The following is a 17,670-nucleotide window of genomic DNA, read 5'->3' as shown; positions in this document are numbered from 1 at the left end:
ACCGCAAGCGGCGGAGTGTTCTGCCGCCGGGATTTACCCAGACTGACAGCCTCGACCAAAGGGTTCAGGAGTCAGCATGTCAATGTCCCCGTCTCGGCTGGATGCGCTCGATTGGGCAAGCCTCGAACAGCATCTGGATCAATATGGCTATGCCATCGTCCGCTCGCTGCTGTCGGCGCAGACCTGTGAACGCTTGAGCGCCCTGTATCCGCAGACCGAACCGTTTCGCTCGCAGGTCATCATGGCCCGCCACGGTTTCGGTCGCGGGGAATACAAGTACTTCAGCTATCCCCTGCCGACCACTATCGGACGTCTGCGCACTGCGCTTTACCCACGCCTGATGCCACTGGCCAATCGTTGGTACGAACGCATGAATGTGCCTGTACGCTTTCCCGCAACCCATACCGAGTTTGTGCAGCGCTGTCAGGCTGCCGGCCAACTGCGGCCGACACCCCTATTGTTGCGATACGGTCCGGAGGACTACAACTGCCTGCATCAGGATCTGTACGGAGAACTGGTTTTCCCACTGCAAGTGGCGATTCTTCTGTCGGAGCCCGGAGAGGATTTTACCGGTGGCGAGTTCATCCTGACCGAGCAGCGCCCACGCATGCAGTCGCGCCCGCACGTTGTGGATCTTCACAAGGGTGACGCGGTTATATTCGCGGTCAACCAGCGCCCGGTCAGCGGCACACGCGGTGATTATCGAGTGACCATGCGTCACGGCGTCAGTCGCCTGCACAGCGGAAATCGGCATACTCTGGGCATCATCTTTCACGACGCATCATGAACGCCATGCAACAGACCACCTTCGACCTGTTCGCCGACCACGAACCCGAGCAGCAACCCCGCGCCGAGCAGATCGGCGAACAATCGTGGGTGTTGCGCGGCTTCGCTTTGCCGGTGATCGATCAACTATTGCCAGCGTTGGAAGCCATTCTCGCCGTAGCACCGTTGCGCCACATGATGACCCCGGGCGGTTTCAGCATGTCGGTGGGCACCAGCAGTTGCGGAACCCTGGGCTGGATCACCGACCGTAGCGGTTATCGCTACAGCTCCGTGGATCCGCTGACCGGCAAGCCCTGGCCGGCGATGCCAGAAGTACTGTCAGAACTGGCGCGCCAAGCAGCAGAGTGCGCAGGATTTGCCGACTTTCATCCAGACTCCTGCCTGATCAACCAATATGTCCCCGGGGCCAAAATGTCTTTGCACCAGGACAAGGACGAACATGCCTACGCGGCGCCGATCGTGTCGCTGTCATTGGGATTGCCGGCGATGTTCCTCTTCGGTGGTTTTGCCCGCAGCGACAAGAGCCAGCGTATTCCTCTGCTGCACGGCGACATGGTGGTCTGGGGCGGGGTCGATCGCTTGCGTTTTCACGGCGTATTGCCGATCAAGCCCGGCCAGCATCCGCGTCTGGGCGAGCGGCGGATCAACCTGACCTTGCGTGTCGCCGGGTGATCTGAAAAATTTGACCGCAAGGCCCGGAGTGTTACCGACATTGCTGCTGGTTAACCTGAATCAAACAGGTCAACGGACTACTCGCCATGAAAAAGCTTTCGCCCATCATCAACGTTGAAACCGATCCACGCTGGGCCGCTGTCGTTGCACGGGACCCACGGGCCGACGGGCAGTTTGTCTACGCGGTGAAAACCACCGGTATCTATTGCCGCCCCAGCAGCCTTTCACGTTTGCCCAAACCGCAGAACGTCGAGTTCTTCGAAAGTGCTCAAGCTGCCGAAGCGGCGGGCTACCGCCCAAGCAAACGCACGAGCAAGGATCAGACTGAAGTCGCCAGCCAGCACGCCGCGACCGTGGCGATGGCCTGTCGGCAGATCGAGTCGAGTGAAACAGTGCCCGCGCTCATTGAACTCGCCGAGGTCGCCGGCCTCAGCCCGTTCCATTTTCATCGCGTGTTCAAGGCGGCTACCGGCCTGACGCCCAAAGGCTACGCAGCGGCGCACCGCTCGCGCCGGGTGCGTGAACGGCTCGCAGACGGCGGCTCGGTGACCGATGCTTTGTATGACGCGGGTTTCAATTCCAACAGCCGCTTTTATGAGTCGGCCGACAAGCTGCTGGGCATGAAACCCGGCGACTACCGCGCTGCCGGACGCAACAACGACATTCATTTTGCTGTCGGGCAATGCTCACTCGGGGCGATTCTGGTGGCGCAAAGCGAACGCGGGGTGTGCGCGATTCTGTTGGGCGACGACCCGCATCAACTGGTCTGCGATCTGCAGGATCAGTTCCGTCAGGCCAACCTGATTGGCGCCGATGCCGGCTTCGAACAGTTGATTGCCAAAGTGGTGGGTTTCATCGAGGCGCCAGCGCTGGGCCTCGACTTGCCACTGGACGTGCGCGGCACCGCATTTCAGGAACGGGTATGGCAGGCGCTGCGGGAAATCCCCGTCGGACGCACCGCCAGTTACGCCGAAATCGCCCAACGCATCGGCGCGCCGACGTCCATGCGCGCCGTGGCGCAGGCCTGCGGCGCCAACCGTCTGGCCGTGGCGATCCCCTGCCATCGCGTGGTACGCAGCGATGGCAATCTGTCGGGGTATCGCTGGGGCGTTGAGCGTAAGCGCCAGTTGCTGGAGCGCGAAACGCAGCCTTAGCGCACGCCGATATAGACCGCAACGGACTCGGGGCCGGTATAGGCCTCGTAGTCCGTGGCGTAACGACGCTGAATCTGCGGATTCTGCTCAAAGAACTTCCAGATCTTTCCCCAGGTCGAGATGACCGCGTCAGGCAACAAGCCCTGCGCCTCAAACACCAGATACTCGCCCGCTTCGATCCGCACGGACTCGAAGTCTTTGACCGAAGCATTCACGGCAACGCCAGCGGTAACGTCAAACGCACCCGAAGCATCCGACTCGTAAGCCGAATACACGCCATAAATCGGCGAATGGACTGATTTGCCGGGAATGGTTTCGGCCAGTTCCTCGCCGAAAAACCGACCCCACATCGGGCCGATTTTCGCGGTTTCAGGTTGGTGCTCTGCGGCGTTGGTGGTGCGAACGCGCAGGCCAGCAACGGTAAAGGCGTCGATTTGCTGTCGTTTCAAATCCATCGAAATTGCGGCTCCCTGAATAGAAGTGCGGCCACACAGGGCCGCAATGCCGCCTACTTTGTCAGCGATTGACGTCGACCACAACCCTGCCGCGCAGTTGTCCGGCGAGCAGTTTCGGCGCCGCGTCGATGGCTTCGCTCAAGGCGATTTCATGGCTGATCAAGGGCAACAGGGCGAAGTCCAGATCTTTGGCCAGGCGCGCCCAGGCCTCAATTCGCCGCGCCTTGGGCTGGGTCACGCTGTTGATCCCGGCCAATGTCACGCCGCGCAGAATGAATGGCGCCACCGACGCCGGAAAATCCATACCCTGGGCCAAACCGCAGGCTGCCACCGTGCCCTCGGCGCGGGTACTGGCGCAGGCGTTGGCCAAGGTGTGACTGCCGACCGAATCGATCACTGCGGCCCAGCGTTCCTTGGCCAGCGGTTTGCCTGGTTCCGACAAGGTTGCGCGGTCGATGATCTCGCTGGCGCCCAATTGCTTCAGGTACTCATGCTCCGACACCCGGCCGGTGGACGCCACCACGCGATAACCAAGCTGGCTGAGCAAGGCGATGGCGAAACTGCCCACCCCGCCATTGGCGCCGGTCACCAGCACTTCGCCCTGATCCGGCGTCACGCCGTTACGCTCCAGCGCCAGAATACACAGCATCGCCGTGTAGCCGGCGGTACCGATGGCCATCGCCTGCGCTGCGGTAAATGCCTTGGGCAGAGGAATCAGCCAGTCGCCATTGAGTCGCGCCTTCTGCGCCAGCCCGCCCCAATGACTTTCGCCCACACCCCAGCCATTGAGCAGCACCTGATCACCAACTTTATAGTCGGGATGCGAACTGGCTTCGACCGTACCCGCCAGATCGATCCCAGGCACCATCGGGAACTTGCGCACCACCGGGCTGCTGCCAGTAATCGCCAGACCGTCCTTGAAGTTCAGCGTGCTGTACGCGACCTTCACCGTCACGTCGCCTTCAGGCAACTGCGCTTCGCTGATCTGCTGCAGGCTGGCGCGATATCCGCTGTCGTCTTTGTCGATCAAAATGCCGTTGAACATGGCTGCCTCTCAATCAATGGGTTCAAGTCCTCGTGCCCTGAAATAACACAAAGCAACACATTGCCCTACCCGACTTTGCGCTAATTCGCAAATCCATCCAGTAATTCCGGAGCGGGCGGCTATGCTTTTTCGACGGTCGAACTTTCGCTGCCATCCTGCTGAAAGCGGCCCTGTCGATGGAGTTGACAATGTCTTACCCGCGCTCGTTGCTTGCGATACTGATGCTGTGCCTGCTGACCGTTGGCGATGCCTGGGCAGCGTCCACCCCGGCGACCAAAGCCACTGCGGCCGACACCGCTCCCAGCGCACCGGCGTGGCCGCAAGTGATCAGCAGCGGCAAAGCCAAACTGACCGTGTACCAGCCGCAACTCGACAGCTGGGATGGCTACACCCTCAATGCCCGGGCTGCCGTCGAAGCCACCGGCGCCGACGGCAAACCCACTTTCGGCATCGTCCAGTTCAGCGCGCACACCCTGGTCGACAAAGCCACGCGCTGGGTCGCACTGGATCAATACAAGATCATCAAGGCCGACTTCCCTGCCGATGCCAGTCAGGCCGATGTCTGGCTCGGCGCGCTGCAAAAAGATGCCGAAAGTCGCAAGAAAACCATTTCCCTCGATCAACTCGAAGCCGCTGTCGGCGTGCTGTCGGCCGAGCAGAAAGCCGACAGCGCACCACTGGAAAACACCCCGCCGACGATCATCAGTTCCGACGTTCCCGCCCTGCTCATCTACATCGATGGCGACGCCGTGTACCGTGCGGTCGACGGCACCGCGTTGCAGCGGGTGATCAACACCCGCCCGCTATTGCTCAAGGACGCCGAGGGCAAGCACTACCTGCATGTGTTCGATGGCTGGATGGTCGCTGACAGCCTCAGCGGCGAATACACTCGTCTGACCTCGCCGCCAGCCGATCTGGAGAAAGCCAAACAGGCGGCGATCCAGAGCCGTCAGGTCGACCTGCTGACCGGGCAGAGTGATCCGAAAGACAAAATCCCAAATCTGGCCAAACCGCCGCAGCCGAAAATCTTCATCGCCACCACGCCCACCGAGCTGATCGTCACCGACGGCGCAGCGCAGTGGCTGCCAATTCAGGGCACCAGTCTGCTCTACGTGAGCAACACCACCGGGCACATCTTCAAGGAAATCGGCGACCAGAACAGTTACGTGCTGATCTCCGGGCGCTGGTTTCGCGCTGCCGACATGCGCGGCCCATGGACGTTTACCCCGGCGGACAAACTGCCGGCAGATTTCGCCAACATCCCGGACGACAGTCCGAAAGAGAACGTCAAGGCCTCGGTCGCCGGCACGCCACAGGCCAAGGAAGCCGCGATCGCGGCGACCATCCCGCAAACCTCGGCGATCAGGAAGAGCGCTGTGAAAATGACCGCGCCACAGTTCGATGGCGAGCCGCAGTTGAAGGCAATCAACAGCACATCCCTGCAGTACGTGGTCAACAGTGCCACGCCGATCATCCGGGTCGACAACGACAGCTGGTATGCGGTGGAAAACGGTATCTGGTTCAACGCCACCTCGGTGAACGGACCATGGAGCGTCGCCAGTTCGGTGCCGGCGGTGATCTATTCGATTCCGCCGAGTTCGCCGATGCATTACCTCACCTACGTCAAAGTCTATGAGTCCAGCGGCGACACCGTGGTGGTCGGCTACACCCCGGGTTATCAAGGATCGAATCTGGATCCGGCCACCGGCGTGGTGGTCTACGGCACCGGTTATCCGTACACGCCTTGGGTCGGCAGCGTCTGGTACGGACCACCGGTGACCTACGGTTTCGGCGTCGCCATGCGCTATACGCCGTGGACTGGCTGGACCTTCGGTTTCGGCTTCGGCTGGAGCTGGGGCGGCAACACCGTGGCGATGGGTTGGGGCTGGGGCGCTTATCCATGGTGGGGCAATTATGGCTGGGGTTACGCCTGGGGCCCGCGCCTGTACCCCGCGCCACTGGCCTGGGGCGGCGCCGCTTATGGCTATCGTGGCGGTGCTGTGGCCTGGGGGCCTGGTGGCTGGGCAGGCACCACCGGCAACATTTATCGTCAGTGGGGGGATCGCGCGACGGTGAGTCGCTATGGCGCCGGATACAACGCCTGGACCGGCAATCGCTGGGCCGGTCAGGTCGGTTCTTCCTACAACTCGCGCACCGGCATTGCGGCGGCGGGCCAGCGCGGTGCCGTACACAATGTGTATAACGGCAATTATGCGGCCGGGCGCAGCGGTGAAGTGGTCGGGCCAAACGGTGGCGCCATCGCCGGTGGACGGGTCACCGCAGGCAACGCTCGTAATGGCACCCAAGTCAGCGCCAATCGTGGCGCGGTGTACAACCCCAACACCGACAAGACCACGCAATATGCCGGCGTGAAAGGCCGCGACGGCGGCGCCGCCCGGGTCGGCGACAACGTCTATGCCGGGCGCGACGGCAACGTCTACAAGAAAACCGACAACGGTTGGCAATCGATGGTCAAGGGCAGCCCTGCCCGCACGGCACCGGTCAACAACAACGCGCAGTTGCAAAACCTCAATCGCGAATCCGCTGCACGCAACTTCGGCAATCAGCGAACCAACACCTTTCACGATTCCTCGCGATTGATGAACCACTCCTTTGGCGGTGGGGGATTTCATCGACGCTAAGGTCGCGCGATTGTCCTTGATCTGAAAATTCGCACTGGCCCTGGGTCCGGTTTTGCTGTTAAAAAACCGGCTCTGCCGTCCCTGCCCCGTTTCATCGTTCGGAGAAGCGCTTCCATGAGCCAATGGCCTGACACTCGCATTCTTGACCTGCTCGGCATCGAGTTGCCGATCATCCAGGCCCCGATGGCCGGTGCCACGAACTCGTCCATGGTGATTGCCGTGTGCAACGCCGGTGGCTTGGGTTCGATGCCGGCCGCAATGCTGAGCATCGAGCAGTTGCGCGAAGAGCTGAAGACCATTCGCGAGCACACCCGCAATCCGTTCAACGTCAATTTTTTCTGCCACCAGCCACCGGCCGCCGATGAACAGCGCGCGCAAGACTGGAAAAACCTGCTGGAGCCTTACTACCGCGAATTGGGCGTCGATTTCGACGCACCGACACCGGTTTCCAACCGCGCGCCATTCGATGCGGCAGCGTGCGCCGTGCTCGAAGAGTTTCGTCCTGAGGTGGTGAGCTTTCACTTTGGTCTGCCGGAAAAATCCCTGCTGGATCGGGTCAAGGCCACTGGCGCGAAAATCCTCTCGTCCGCCACCACTGTCGATGAAGCGCTGTGGCTTGAGCAAAACGGTTGCGACGCGATCATCGCCATGGGTTACGAAGCGGGTGGTCATCGCGGGATGTTTCTCAGCGATGACCTGAGCAGCCAGGTCGGCACCTTTGCGCTGGTGCCGCAGATCGTCGATGCGGTCAAGGTGCCGGTGATCGCTGCCGGCGCCATTGCCGATGCACGCGGTGTCGCCGCAGCATTGGTACTCGGTGCGTCAGCTGTGCAGGTCGGCACCGCGTATCTGTTCACCCCGGAAGCGAAAGTCAGCGCCTCGCATCACCAGGCGCTGCGCACCGCCAAGGAAAGCGAAACCGCGATTACCAACCTGTTCACCGGCCGCCCGGCTCGCGGCATTCTCAATCGGGTGATGCGCGAAATCGGCCCGATGTCACCGAAAGCTCCGGCCTTCCCGCTGGCCGGCGGGGCGCTGATGCCGTTGCGTGCCAAAAGTGAAGCGCAGTTCAGCAACCTCTGGGCCGGTCAGGCTTTCCCGCTGGGCCAGGAACTGAGCAGCGCCGATCTGACCCGGGAACTGGCGCAAGGCGCGCTGGCAAAACTGGTCCGGCGCTGATCCGATCCAGGATGAGGTACGGCGCAGCCTCACTCTGTATACAACAGCACTTCCTGTTTAGCGGCATTTCGCTATATATTTCGCTATATAGCGTTTCACCCCCTCGCATCGGTGCAGTCCACCCCCAACAATAACTGCCCTCTGCACACGCCAACAACGGAGCTGTTACATGACCATTCGTGCCTCACGTTTTGCCCCAACCTGCCTGGCCACCCTGCTTGCGGTATTCGCCTTCGGCACCGCTCAGGCTGATGAAGTGCAAGTGGCGGTTGCCGCCAACTTCACTGCGCCGATCCAGGCAATTGCTGCCGTTTTCCAAAAAGACACCGGGCACAAACTGGTCGCCGCTTACGGTGCCACCGGCCAGTTCTACACCCAGATCAAGAACGGCGCGCCGTTTGAAGTGTTCCTCTCGGCAGACGACACCACCCCGGAAAAACTGGAAAAAGAAGGCGACACCGTCAAGGGCTCGCGCTTCACCTACGCCATCGGCACCCTGGCCCTGTGGTCGGCGAAAGAAGGTTATGTCGACGCCAAAGGTGAAGTCCTGAAGAAGAACGAATACCAGCACCTGTCCATCGCCAATCCGAAAGCCGCGCCGTACGGTCTGGCCGCCACTCAAGTGCTGGAAAAACTCAAACTGACTGAAGCAACCAAAGCCAAGATCGTCGAAGGCCAGAACATCACCCAGGCCTACCAGTTTGTGTCCACCGGCAATGCCGAACTGGGCTTCGTCGCGCTGTCGCAGATCTACAAAGACGGCAAGGTCACCAGCGGTTCGGCGTGGATCGTTCCAGCGAGCATGCACGACCCGATCAAACAGGACGCAGTGATTCTGAACAAGGGCAAGGACAGCGCCGCTGCCAAGGCTCTGGTTGAATACCTCAAAGGCCCGAAAGCCGCTGCGGTGATCAAGTCCTACGGCTATCAGCTCTAAATGTCGCTGACGAGTGCCGACTTCGCGGCGATCTGGCTGACCCTGAAACTGGCGTCCCTGACCACCGCTATCCTGCTGGTCGTCGGCACTCCGATTGCCCTGTGGTTGTCGCGCAGCCGTTCCTGGCTGCGCGGCCCCATCGGCGCAATCGTCGCCCTGCCCCTCGTGCTGCCGCCGACCGTGATCGGCTTTTATCTGCTGCTGGCAATGGGACCCAATGGCTTTCTTGGCCACTTTACGCAATGGCTGGGCCTGGGCACTCTGACCTTCAGTTTTACCGGGCTGGTGATCGGTTCGGTGATTTATTCCATGCCGTTTGTGGTGCAACCGTTGCAGAACGCGTTCTCCGCCATCGGTACCCGCCCACTGGAGGTGGCCGCAACCTTGCGCGCCAATCCCTGGGACACTTTTTTTAGCGTGATCCTGCCGTTGGCCCGCCCCGGTTTTGTGACGGCGGCGATCCTCGGGTTCGCGCATACCGTCGGTGAATTCGGCGTGGTGCTGATGATCGGTGGCAACATTCCCGACAAAACCCGCGTGGTCTCGGTACAGATCTACGACCATGTCGAGGCGATGGAATATGCCCAGGCCCATTGGCTGGCCGGGGCGATGCTGGTGTTTTCGTTTCTGGTGTTGCTGGCGCTCTACTCCAGCCGCAAGACCCGCGCGGGCTGGAGCTGATCGATGATTGATGCACGTCTGAAAATCGCTTATCCGGGTTTCAGCCTGGATGTCGATCTGCACTTGCCGGGGCGCGGCGTGACCGCGCTGTATGGCCATTCCGGTTCCGGCAAAACCACTTGCCTGCGCTGTATCGCCGGGCTCGAGCGCGCCGAGCAGGGTTTCATCCAGGTCAACGACGAAATCTGGCAGGACAGCGAGCGACGGATTTTTGTCCCGCCGCACAAACGTGCGCTGGGTTATGTGTTCCAGGAGGCCAGCCTGTTCCCGCATCTGTCAGTGCTGGCCAACCTGCAGTTTGGTCTCAAGCGCATTGCCAGGGCCCAGCGCCGGGTCGACATGGCGCAAGCCACCGAACTGCTGGGCATCGGCCATCTGCTGGAGCGCCATCCGCAACACCTGTCCGGTGGTGAACGCCAACGTGTCGGCATCGCCCGCGCACTGCTGACCAGCCCGAAACTGCTGCTGATGGATGAGCCGTTGGCTGCCCTCGACAGTCAGCGCAAAAACGAAATCCTGCCGTACCTGCAACGTCTGCATGATGAACTGGACATTCCGGTGCTCTATGTCAGCCACGCTCAGGATGAGGTCGCGCGACTGGCCGATCATCTGGTGTTGCTCAGCGACGGCAAGGCCCTGGCCAGCGGCCCGATTGGCGAAACCCTCGCGCGCCTTGACCTGCCAATGGCGATGGGCGACGACGCCGGGGTGATCATCGAAGGTCAAGTCAGTGCCTACGACGCCGATTATCAGTTGCTCAGCCTGCAACTGCCGGCCACCGAAATGAATATCCGCGTGACCCACGCACCCATGGCCGTGGGCCAGGCTTTGCGCGCCAAGGTGCACGCCCGTGACATCAGCCTGAGCCTCCACGACAGTGTGGCCAGCAGCATCCTCAATCGGTTGCCGGTCACTGTGATCAGCGAGCAGACGGCGGACAATACCGCGCATGTGCTGATTCGTCTGGACGCTGGCGGCACACCGCTGTTGGCACGGATCACGCGGTTTTCCCGGGATCAGCTTGGCATCCACCCGGGCCAGCATTTGTGGGCGCAGATCAAGGCCGTCGCCGTGCTGGCCTGAATTGGTTGGCACGACGGCCACGGCGCGCGGTCAATCGCTGTAACAGAGCGATTCGCCAAGGACACTGCCATGCCCGACACCGCACTAGCCGACGTCTTACCGCCCGACCTGCATTACGTCGACGATACTCAACCCGGCCTCACCCGTAAAAAGCTGCGCGGCAAGTTCGCCTATTTCGATCCGGCCGGGCAGCGCATCACCGACCCTGATGAGATCAAACGGATCAATTCGCTGGCAGTGCCGCCGGCCTACACCGACGTGTGGATCTGCGCCGATCCGCGTGGCCATTTGCAGGCCACCGGCCGCGATGCCCGGGGCCGCAAGCAGTATCGCTATCACCCGCGCTGGCGCGAGGTGCGCGATGCCGACAAGTACTCACGCTTGCGTGAGTTCGGCCTGGCGCTGCCAAAGTTGCGCAAACAGCTCGAAACCCTGCTCGACGCACCCGGCTTCAGCCGTGACAAGGTCATGGCCACGGTCATCACGCTGCTCGACGCCACGCTGATCCGCGTCGGCAATACCCAATACGCGCGGGACAACCGCTCCTATGGCCTGACCACCCTGCGCAGCCGGCATGTCGAGGTCAACGGCAGCGCGATCCTGTTCCAGTTTCGCGGCAAAAGCGGCATCGAACACCAGATCACCGTCAAGGATCGTCGCCTGGCGCGCATCATCAAGCGCTGCCTGGAAATCCCCGGGCAGAATCTGTTCCAGTATCTGGACGAAAACGGTGAGCGGCACACCGTCAGTTCACACGACGTCAACAGCTACCTGCAAACCCTCACCGGTGCCGATTTCACCGCCAAGGACTACCGCACCTGGGCCGGCAGCGCACTGGCCCTGGCGGTATTGCGCGAACTGCAATGGGAGTCGGAAGCCGAAGCGAAACGGCACGTGGTGGAGATGGTCAAGAACGTGTCCAAACAGCTGGGCAACACCCCGGCGGTGTGCCGCAAGTGCTACATCCATCCGGCCGTGGTTGAGCGCTTCCTGCTCGGTGCACTGGCCGAACTGCCTCGTCCGCGAGTGCGCAAGGGCTTGCGCTCCGAGGAAGTGGCGCTGGCGATGTTTCTCGAGCAAATGATGGATGCGCCTTGATCGCGGCGGACGGGTGATCTAGGCTAGCCACCTCTCCTCCTTCTGGACGACCGCAGACAGTGAACAATCAAGCCTTCTGAAAATGTAATCGCGACAAGCGCTGAATAGCGCCTGTCAGTCTTCACGACATTTTTCGGAGGTGCCGATGACTCACGTCTCGCGTACGCCTGCCCTCGTCTCCCTGAATCAAACCAGTTTTCAGTTCGCCAATGGCGAGGCGATTTTCAACGACCTGAATCTGCATTTCGATCACATCCACACTGCCATCGTCGGACGCAACGGCGTCGGCAAGAGCGTGCTGGCCAAGCTGATTGCCGGACATTTGCAACCGACTGCCGGCAGCGTCACCTGCTGGGTTCCATTGGCCTATGTGGCGCAAACATTCACCGCCGATGCGGCGCAGACCGTGGCCGATGCCACCGGCACCGCTGCCGCTCTTCGCGCATTGCAACGGCTGCAGTGTGGCGCGGCGGCGGAAGACTTCGACATCCTCGGCGAGCGCTGGGATCTGCCCGAACGTCTGCGCCAATCGCTGGATAACGCCGGTCTGCCAGACATTGCCGCCACGGATTTGACCCAACCGCTGAGCGGCGGCCAGCAGGCGCGGCTGGCGTTGATCAGAGCGTTTCTGAGTCCGGCGCGCCTGTTGGTGCTGGATGAGCCGACCAATCATCTGGACAGCCCCGGCCGCAACTGGTTGATGAACGAACTGGAACGCTGGCGCGGCGGATTGATCGTCGTCAGCCACGACCGGCAATTGCTTGAGCGCATGCAACGTATCGTCGAGCTGACGCCGCTGGGTGTTACGGTGTACGGCGGCAATTTTTCCGCTTATCAGCAGCAACGACAGATCCATCAGGCGGCGGCGCAAGCGACGCTGGATCAAAGCCGAACCGAGCGCCGGCGCGAGCAGCAGCGCTTGCAAAACGAGCACGACACCATCCAGCGGCATGCCGCCCGCTCACTGCGCAATGCCAAAACCGCCAACGTCTCGGGCTTCGAACGCGCCGGCCTGAAAGGTGCTGCGAGACAGATCATGGGCCAGGTGCGTCATGGTCATCAGCAGCGCAAATCCGAACTCGATGCACGGGTGCGCGATGCCTACGCCAAAGTGCTCGCGGACGAAACCGTGTTGATGAACCTGCCCGGCAGCGCAGTGCCCGCTGCGCGCAGGGTCTGCTCGTTGATTGATGCGCGCCTGCCATGGCTGCCGGCGCAACCGTTCAATCTCGCGCTGAGCGGTCCTGTGCGCGTCGCCGTCAATGGTCCGAATGGCTGCGGCAAATCGACGCTGCTCAGAGTCCTCGCAGGTCAACTGCAGCCCGTCAGTGGCGAGTGCATCATCCATGTTCCCGTGGCCTATCTGGACCAGCATCTGAAGCTGCTGGATGACCGCCTCAGCGTCATCGAGCAACTGTTGGCGCTGCAGAGTCCGTTGAGTGAAAGTGCATTGCGCGGGCATTTGGCTCATCTGCAACTGGACGCACAACGGGTCACCCGACCGAGCGCTTCACTCAGTGGTGGCGAACGCTTGAAAGCCGCACTGGCGGTGGCCTTGTGGGGCAAGACACCTGCGCAATTGTTGCTGCTCGATGAACCGAGCAATCATCTGGATCTGGCATCGGTTCAGGCTTTCGAACAGGCATTGCAGACGTTTCCCGGCGCCATTGTCGCGGTCTCCCACGATCCTGAGTTTCTACAAGCGTTGAGTCCGACGCATCATCTGGATTGGCATGCCACAGAATGGCGGCTGCAACCGACGAACTGACTGGCTATTTTTTGCACGATCGGCCAAGGCTTCTATAGTTGATCTGACACCCATTTGCTGTGGTGACGCCATGGAAGACATCTTTGTCGTGAAGCGCTGCAACAAAATCATCATTCACGGCCGCCGCGCCGGGGAAAGCCAGCACGAGCCCGCCGAGGCCAGCAGCTGGTTTCGGATCAACGACACGCGCACCGGCGGCTTCATCGGCGATGGCTACGATCTTGAGGAGGATGCCCGACGCGAATGCCGACGGCTCAATGCGGCCAGCTCGCCGCTGCCGGCGCGACAATCGGCCGGCTGATGCAATTGACAGGCGGGGTCTATACTCAAAGCAGCTGACGACCAGCGCCCCAACGGCACAGAGCTCGCAGCCCGCGGGCTCTTTGCTGCCTCTCAACGGTTTTTCTGAACGGAGGTGTTCCATGTCCGAAAAAGAGTCCATCACCACCCTCCTCACTCTGCTCGACTCCCGTCAGGCTCGGCTGGCTGCGGCCTGCAAGGAAATCGCCGACTGGGTCGATCATCAAGGCGGCCATCCGACCGCCCTGCGCATCCGCGATCGTCTGAACGACATCGAAAAAGACACACCGCTGATCCGCAGCACCCTGTCGTCGCTACAACCGGTCGAGCGGCCACTGCCACGTTTCAGATGACTGCGCAGCGATAAACGACAGTCTCCGGGCGCACCACTGGGCCGATCCGGCGAACGCCTGCGGTCGTGGGAGGTCAAAACCTGTACACGTCACCCAGGAGACTGTTCATGGTTATCCATTTCAAAACAGACGGACATCTGGCTTGTGGTCACAAGGGCAACAACCTGGCCTCCAGCCTGGAACTCAATCGCGTCAAATGCCGCAGCTGCCGCAACACCGACGCCTACAAAGAAGCACGCAAGGCCCAGCGCAATGCCGCACGCCGCGCGGCGCGCCACACCAAGGCTGATCACGGCGCATCGAACTGGCGTTCGGAGTGGATCGAACGCCTGACCGCACTGGCCGGGCCGCAGCGCCTGCCACGGGGCTTTTTCGGGCAAGCGTTTGTATAACCGCTTGTGTCGTGTTTTTAGTCCATCACTCGATGTGAACTGCCCCGAATTCAGCGCTCGAACCCATCAATGCCCTGGCCTGAGCGTCAGGGCTTTTTGTTGAAAATACCGGATCGAGCCGTCCTTATCCCTGAGTCAAGCTTGCAAATAGCCAACGCGCCCTCATAACCAGCACCGTACCCACAGTCACCGAGAGGCAAAAAAGATTATGACCGGACAAACCGAAACCGCGATTCTCGCCGGCGGCTGCTTCTGGGGCATGCAGGACCTGCTGCGGCGCTATCCCGGCGTGCTGCAGACGCGAGTCGGCTATAGCGGCGGCGATGTACCGAACGCCACCTACCGCAACCACGGCAACCACGCTGAAGCCATCGAAATTATCTTCGACCCGGCGGTGATCAGCTACCGGCAGATCCTTGAGTTCTTCTTCCAGATCCACGATCCGAGTACGCCCAACCGTCAAGGCAACGACCGTGGCCCCAGCTACCGTTCGGCGATTTATTACCTCAGCGAACAACAACGTGACATCGCCGAGGATACCGCCGCCGACGTTGACGCTTCCGGTCTCTGGCCGGGCCGAGTAGTCACCGAAATCGAACCCGCCGGGCCGTTCTGGGAAGCGGAACCTGAACATCAGGACTACCTGGAACGGATACCGAATGGTTACACCTGCCATTTCATCCGCCCGAACTGGAAGCTGCCCAAGCGCAGCTGAAACACACCTGCGTAATCACTCCACGCACGGCGCCGGCCTTAACGGAAGACCGGCGCTCGCGCACCTCTGGAATCGATCATTTTGGTGAGCCCTCCGTAGCACAGTTCAAGCGCCCGAGGATGAACATACGTTCATCGCAAGCATGGCTCAAAGCGTCTAGCCTGCGGGTTCCAACATAGTGCCTACAGGAGTACCCCACCATGTTCTCGCACGAAAGCCTCCCGCTGATTGCCATTTTCATCATCTTGCTGCTGTGCGTACTTGCGGCGTTTTTACACCCGGTTCACGCTTTCTATAGTTGGGTTCGCCGGCGTAGGGAAAGAGCGTCGGCCCGGACACAGGAAGAAGTAAATTCGCGCTGAGGTTAGCTCTGAGAAGCCCGGATACGTCCGGGCTTTTTGTTGTCCGCCAAAAACATAAGATTATTCAAGATGGTGAAGCAGGCTTGGTTCCGTAGCCACTTCGACCCGAGTGATTCCCATCACTTCCGCCTGCTGGAGAATCTCTTCAACGGTCGAGTCCGCAGTCGGCATGATCAAGCTGTTCTCACCATCGCCAAAATGTAGCTCGAGCAGATGCATTGCAGCATCCGCGACCGAAAGCTCCGACTGATTCAGCTGGAGCTGATGCGTACGGGGTGTGTCGTTGAACAAATATTGGATCGTGTAGTTGCGCATGGATGACCTCTGAATGAAGGGACGACTCATTATCCCGACTTACCGGTCAACTTTTAGTTCAAGGAATCGGTGTCTGGCAGACGACGTGCGCTCGGTCGAATGGCGGGCACAAAAAAAACCGGAGCTGAGCCGGGTTTTCAATTGGTGTGTGATTCACGTTATCCATGCTCCCGCTCTGATGCGCTATGCATCTTCCCTTGAGATCGTTTCGACCCAGTGAATTGCATAAAGCGCCCAACTATTGCAGGGTACAAATGATAAAGGCCTGCATGAGAAATCTCATGCAGGCCTTTGATATTCATGGTGCCCGAAGCCGGAATCGAACCGGCACGCCCTTACGAGCGGGGGATTTTAAGTCCATCTACAAATCATTATATATCAATAGCTTAGAACGAAATAAATTCCGCAACTTGCTAATTCCCTAAGGGCTCTAGCCCGCGTAATGCAAGGAGGGCGTGCTCAGTTGCGGAACTGAATGCGGCAGGAGGTTGACCAAATATCCGCCCCCTCCCCATTCGCAAGAGTATTTTAACAATAAGACAAAAGTTCCCGCGATCATTAATTCCTAATTTCCAATCCGTAGTATGGCTGCTCTTCGTCTTTATGTAATTTCAAAACATCACCGACAAATTCAAACATTAGTGGCTTTTTATCCACCTCAGACAATCTGGCCGCCGAAAACCCTTTCACCTCGTAGGGCTCACCCACTTCCTGAACAGCCCCCCCTAAACTTTCAACCAGATTCTTTCTATACTCCGGATTATTATCAGGAACAAAAATGCACTTACCTTCATTTGAAATAACGTAAGAATATTGTTTGCCCCGACCAGATGTAGCTTTACGAAATACTGCTTTGCAAGGCACGCCGAGGCTATACGACCCGGAAATGTTTACGCTCTCTTCACCGGCGATTAAGTTTTCAGATAGGTACCCATGATTGTTCCAGACTGCCGCGCGCAAATCAATGTTCGAACCTTCACATATCTCGCGAATGGCATTAAAGTTACGATCGGAAATATTACCACCGACTACAATTCCATCTAAAGCATTACTAATATCTACAAAAAATGGCCTACCCGCCCGAGAGCGAATAACCCACCGACACTCTCTTTCATCGCGCCAATCTACACCCTTACTAAAAAAAAGACCTTTATAATAATTTTTTACATGCGCATCGAAAAAACCCTCCTTATCTTGCAACCACTGCTCCAAGTACAAATTGTAAGCCGGCCAGCTTGGATTATTTCTGTCATCAAACTCGTGATAACTAACCTCACCACTATACAGAGGGTTTTCACCGGCCGCTCTTTCAATGCCCTCCTGAAGCCTAGCCGCATTTAGTACCAGACACACGCCAGTATGCTTTCTTGCATAATTCGCCCACATGTGATGGCGTAACGCACCGTCATGAAGATCTTTTCCATTCAGTCCACAACATAAGACATAAGAGTTATTCGCCAGATCTTGAGTCAGCTCATCAAAATACGAATCTTTAAATTCGAACACAGACTTCATACCTCTAGAATACAGAGTAAAGTCGCGATACTTTGATTCTTTAAGATCATTAACAGCAGCCAGAGACCCCAGCTTCAAAGTCATATTTTTCAATATATAATTAAGCGCTGTTCGTGCTGTGGTGTAATGGAATACGTATGGAACGTTTTCTGTCACAGTGCTACTCCTCATTTTTTACAAAACAGATCCCCTCCACACATACAATCTCAGACAGTTGA

General features: G+C 59.3%; 18 protein-coding genes. 14 read left to right on the top strand and 4 right to left on the bottom strand.

The window, feature by feature from the left end; genetic code table 11:
- The first annotated feature begins 76 nt into the window (after positions 1–76).
- From ACIP8I_RS01290 to ada, 3 genes are all read left to right on the top strand, one after another.
- On the top strand, positions 77–787 hold the full coding sequence (locus ACIP8I_RS01290; RefSeq protein WP_400758100.1) for a 2OG-Fe(II) oxygenase: 711 nt from the start codon (positions 77–79) through the stop codon (positions 785–787).
- A 5-nt stretch (positions 788–792) separates the two neighbouring features.
- Positions 793–1,458, top strand: coding sequence for a DNA oxidative demethylase AlkB (alkB, locus tag ACIP8I_RS01285; RefSeq protein ID WP_400758552.1), 666 nt, complete (start codon positions 793–795; stop codon positions 1,456–1,458).
- Between the two features lie 86 nt (positions 1,459–1,544).
- Positions 1,545–2,612 carry a bifunctional DNA-binding transcriptional regulator/O6-methylguanine-DNA methyltransferase Ada gene (ada, locus tag ACIP8I_RS01280; RefSeq protein WP_400758098.1) on the top strand — a complete coding sequence of 356 codons (1,068 nt, stop codon included), beginning with the start codon at positions 1,545–1,547 and terminating at the stop codon, positions 2,610–2,612.
- Here ada and ACIP8I_RS01275 read toward each other — a convergent pair.
- Both ACIP8I_RS01275 and ACIP8I_RS01270 read right to left on the bottom strand, forming a co-directional pair.
- Entirely contained in the window at positions 2,609–3,067 is a 459-nt protein-coding gene (locus tag ACIP8I_RS01275) for a GyrI-like domain-containing protein (protein ID WP_400758096.1), read from the bottom strand. The genes ada and ACIP8I_RS01275 overlap by 4 nt on opposite strands.
- 61 nt (positions 3,068–3,128) lie before the next feature.
- Complete coding sequence (locus ACIP8I_RS01270) at positions 3,129–4,112, bottom strand: MDR family oxidoreductase (protein ID WP_007964923.1); 984 nt, start codon at positions 4,110–4,112, stop codon at positions 3,129–3,131.
- Positions 4,113–4,300: 188 nt separating this feature from the next.
- Between ACIP8I_RS01270 and ACIP8I_RS01265 the strand changes: the two genes are divergently transcribed.
- The 11 genes from ACIP8I_RS01265 (at position 4,301) to msrA (ending at position 15,260) form a co-directional block, all read left to right on the top strand.
- Entirely contained in the window at positions 4,301–6,754 is a 2,454-nt protein-coding gene (locus ACIP8I_RS01265) for an autotransporter (protein WP_400758094.1), read from the top strand.
- Positions 6,755–6,868: 114 nt separating this feature from the next.
- Positions 6,869–7,933 (top strand): NAD(P)H-dependent flavin oxidoreductase, encoded by a 1,065-nt coding sequence (locus ACIP8I_RS01260; RefSeq protein WP_400758093.1) that lies wholly within the window; start codon positions 6,869–6,871, stop codon positions 7,931–7,933.
- Between the two features lie 169 nt (positions 7,934–8,102).
- A complete protein-coding gene (modA, locus tag ACIP8I_RS01255; RefSeq protein WP_400758091.1) occupies positions 8,103–8,870 on the top strand; it encodes a molybdate ABC transporter substrate-binding protein in 768 nt (255 codons plus the stop codon).
- Complete coding sequence (gene modB / locus ACIP8I_RS01250; RefSeq protein ID WP_003225407.1) at positions 8,871–9,551, top strand: molybdate ABC transporter permease subunit; 681 nt, start codon at positions 8,871–8,873, stop codon at positions 9,549–9,551.
- 3 nt (positions 9,552–9,554) lie between these two features.
- Positions 9,555–10,634 (top strand): molybdenum ABC transporter ATP-binding protein, encoded by a 1,080-nt coding sequence (gene modC / locus ACIP8I_RS01245; protein WP_400758089.1) that lies wholly within the window; start codon positions 9,555–9,557, stop codon positions 10,632–10,634.
- A 69-nt stretch (positions 10,635–10,703) separates the two neighbouring features.
- A complete protein-coding gene (locus ACIP8I_RS01240) occupies positions 10,704–11,732 on the top strand; it encodes a DNA topoisomerase IB (RefSeq protein ID WP_007964936.1) in 1,029 nt (342 codons plus the stop codon).
- 145 nt (positions 11,733–11,877) lie between these two features.
- Positions 11,878–13,500, top strand: a complete 1,623-nt coding sequence (locus ACIP8I_RS01235; protein ID WP_400758087.1) for an ABC-F family ATP-binding cassette domain-containing protein — start codon at positions 11,878–11,880, stop codon at positions 13,498–13,500.
- A 70-nt stretch (positions 13,501–13,570) separates the two neighbouring features.
- Positions 13,571–13,801 carry a hypothetical protein gene (locus ACIP8I_RS01230; RefSeq protein ID WP_007964938.1) on the top strand — a complete coding sequence of 77 codons (231 nt, stop codon included), beginning with the start codon at positions 13,571–13,573 and terminating at the stop codon, positions 13,799–13,801.
- A 121-nt stretch (positions 13,802–13,922) separates the two neighbouring features.
- On the top strand, positions 13,923–14,153 hold the full coding sequence (locus ACIP8I_RS01225) for a hypothetical protein (protein WP_007964939.1): 231 nt from the start codon (positions 13,923–13,925) through the stop codon (positions 14,151–14,153).
- Between the two features lie 107 nt (positions 14,154–14,260).
- A complete protein-coding gene (locus tag ACIP8I_RS01220; protein WP_367084390.1) occupies positions 14,261–14,545 on the top strand; it encodes a hypothetical protein in 285 nt (94 codons plus the stop codon).
- A 208-nt stretch (positions 14,546–14,753) separates the two neighbouring features.
- Complete coding sequence (gene msrA, locus ACIP8I_RS01215) at positions 14,754–15,260, top strand: peptide-methionine (S)-S-oxide reductase MsrA (protein WP_400758085.1); 507 nt, start codon at positions 14,754–14,756, stop codon at positions 15,258–15,260.
- A gap of 422 nt (positions 15,261–15,682) precedes the next feature.
- Here msrA and ACIP8I_RS01210 read toward each other — a convergent pair whose 3' ends face one another.
- Together ACIP8I_RS01210 and ACIP8I_RS01205 are read right to left on the bottom strand one after the other, a co-directional pair.
- Complete coding sequence (locus ACIP8I_RS01210) at positions 15,683–15,937, bottom strand: hypothetical protein (RefSeq protein ID WP_367084388.1); 255 nt, start codon at positions 15,935–15,937, stop codon at positions 15,683–15,685.
- Between the two features lie 558 nt (positions 15,938–16,495).
- Positions 16,496–17,608: a DUF2971 domain-containing protein gene (locus ACIP8I_RS01205; RefSeq protein ID WP_400758083.1), complete on the bottom strand. Its 1,113-nt coding sequence runs from the start codon at positions 17,606–17,608 to the stop codon at positions 16,496–16,498.
- Between the last annotated feature and the right edge of the window lie 62 nt (positions 17,609–17,670).

The sequence above is a fragment of the Pseudomonas sp. NPDC088414 genome (genome assembly GCF_044753325.1).
In the GTDB taxonomy this organism is placed as follows: Bacteria; Pseudomonadota; Gammaproteobacteria; order Pseudomonadales; family Pseudomonadaceae; genus Aquipseudomonas.
This window is presented reverse-complemented; position numbering and strand designations above follow the sequence as displayed.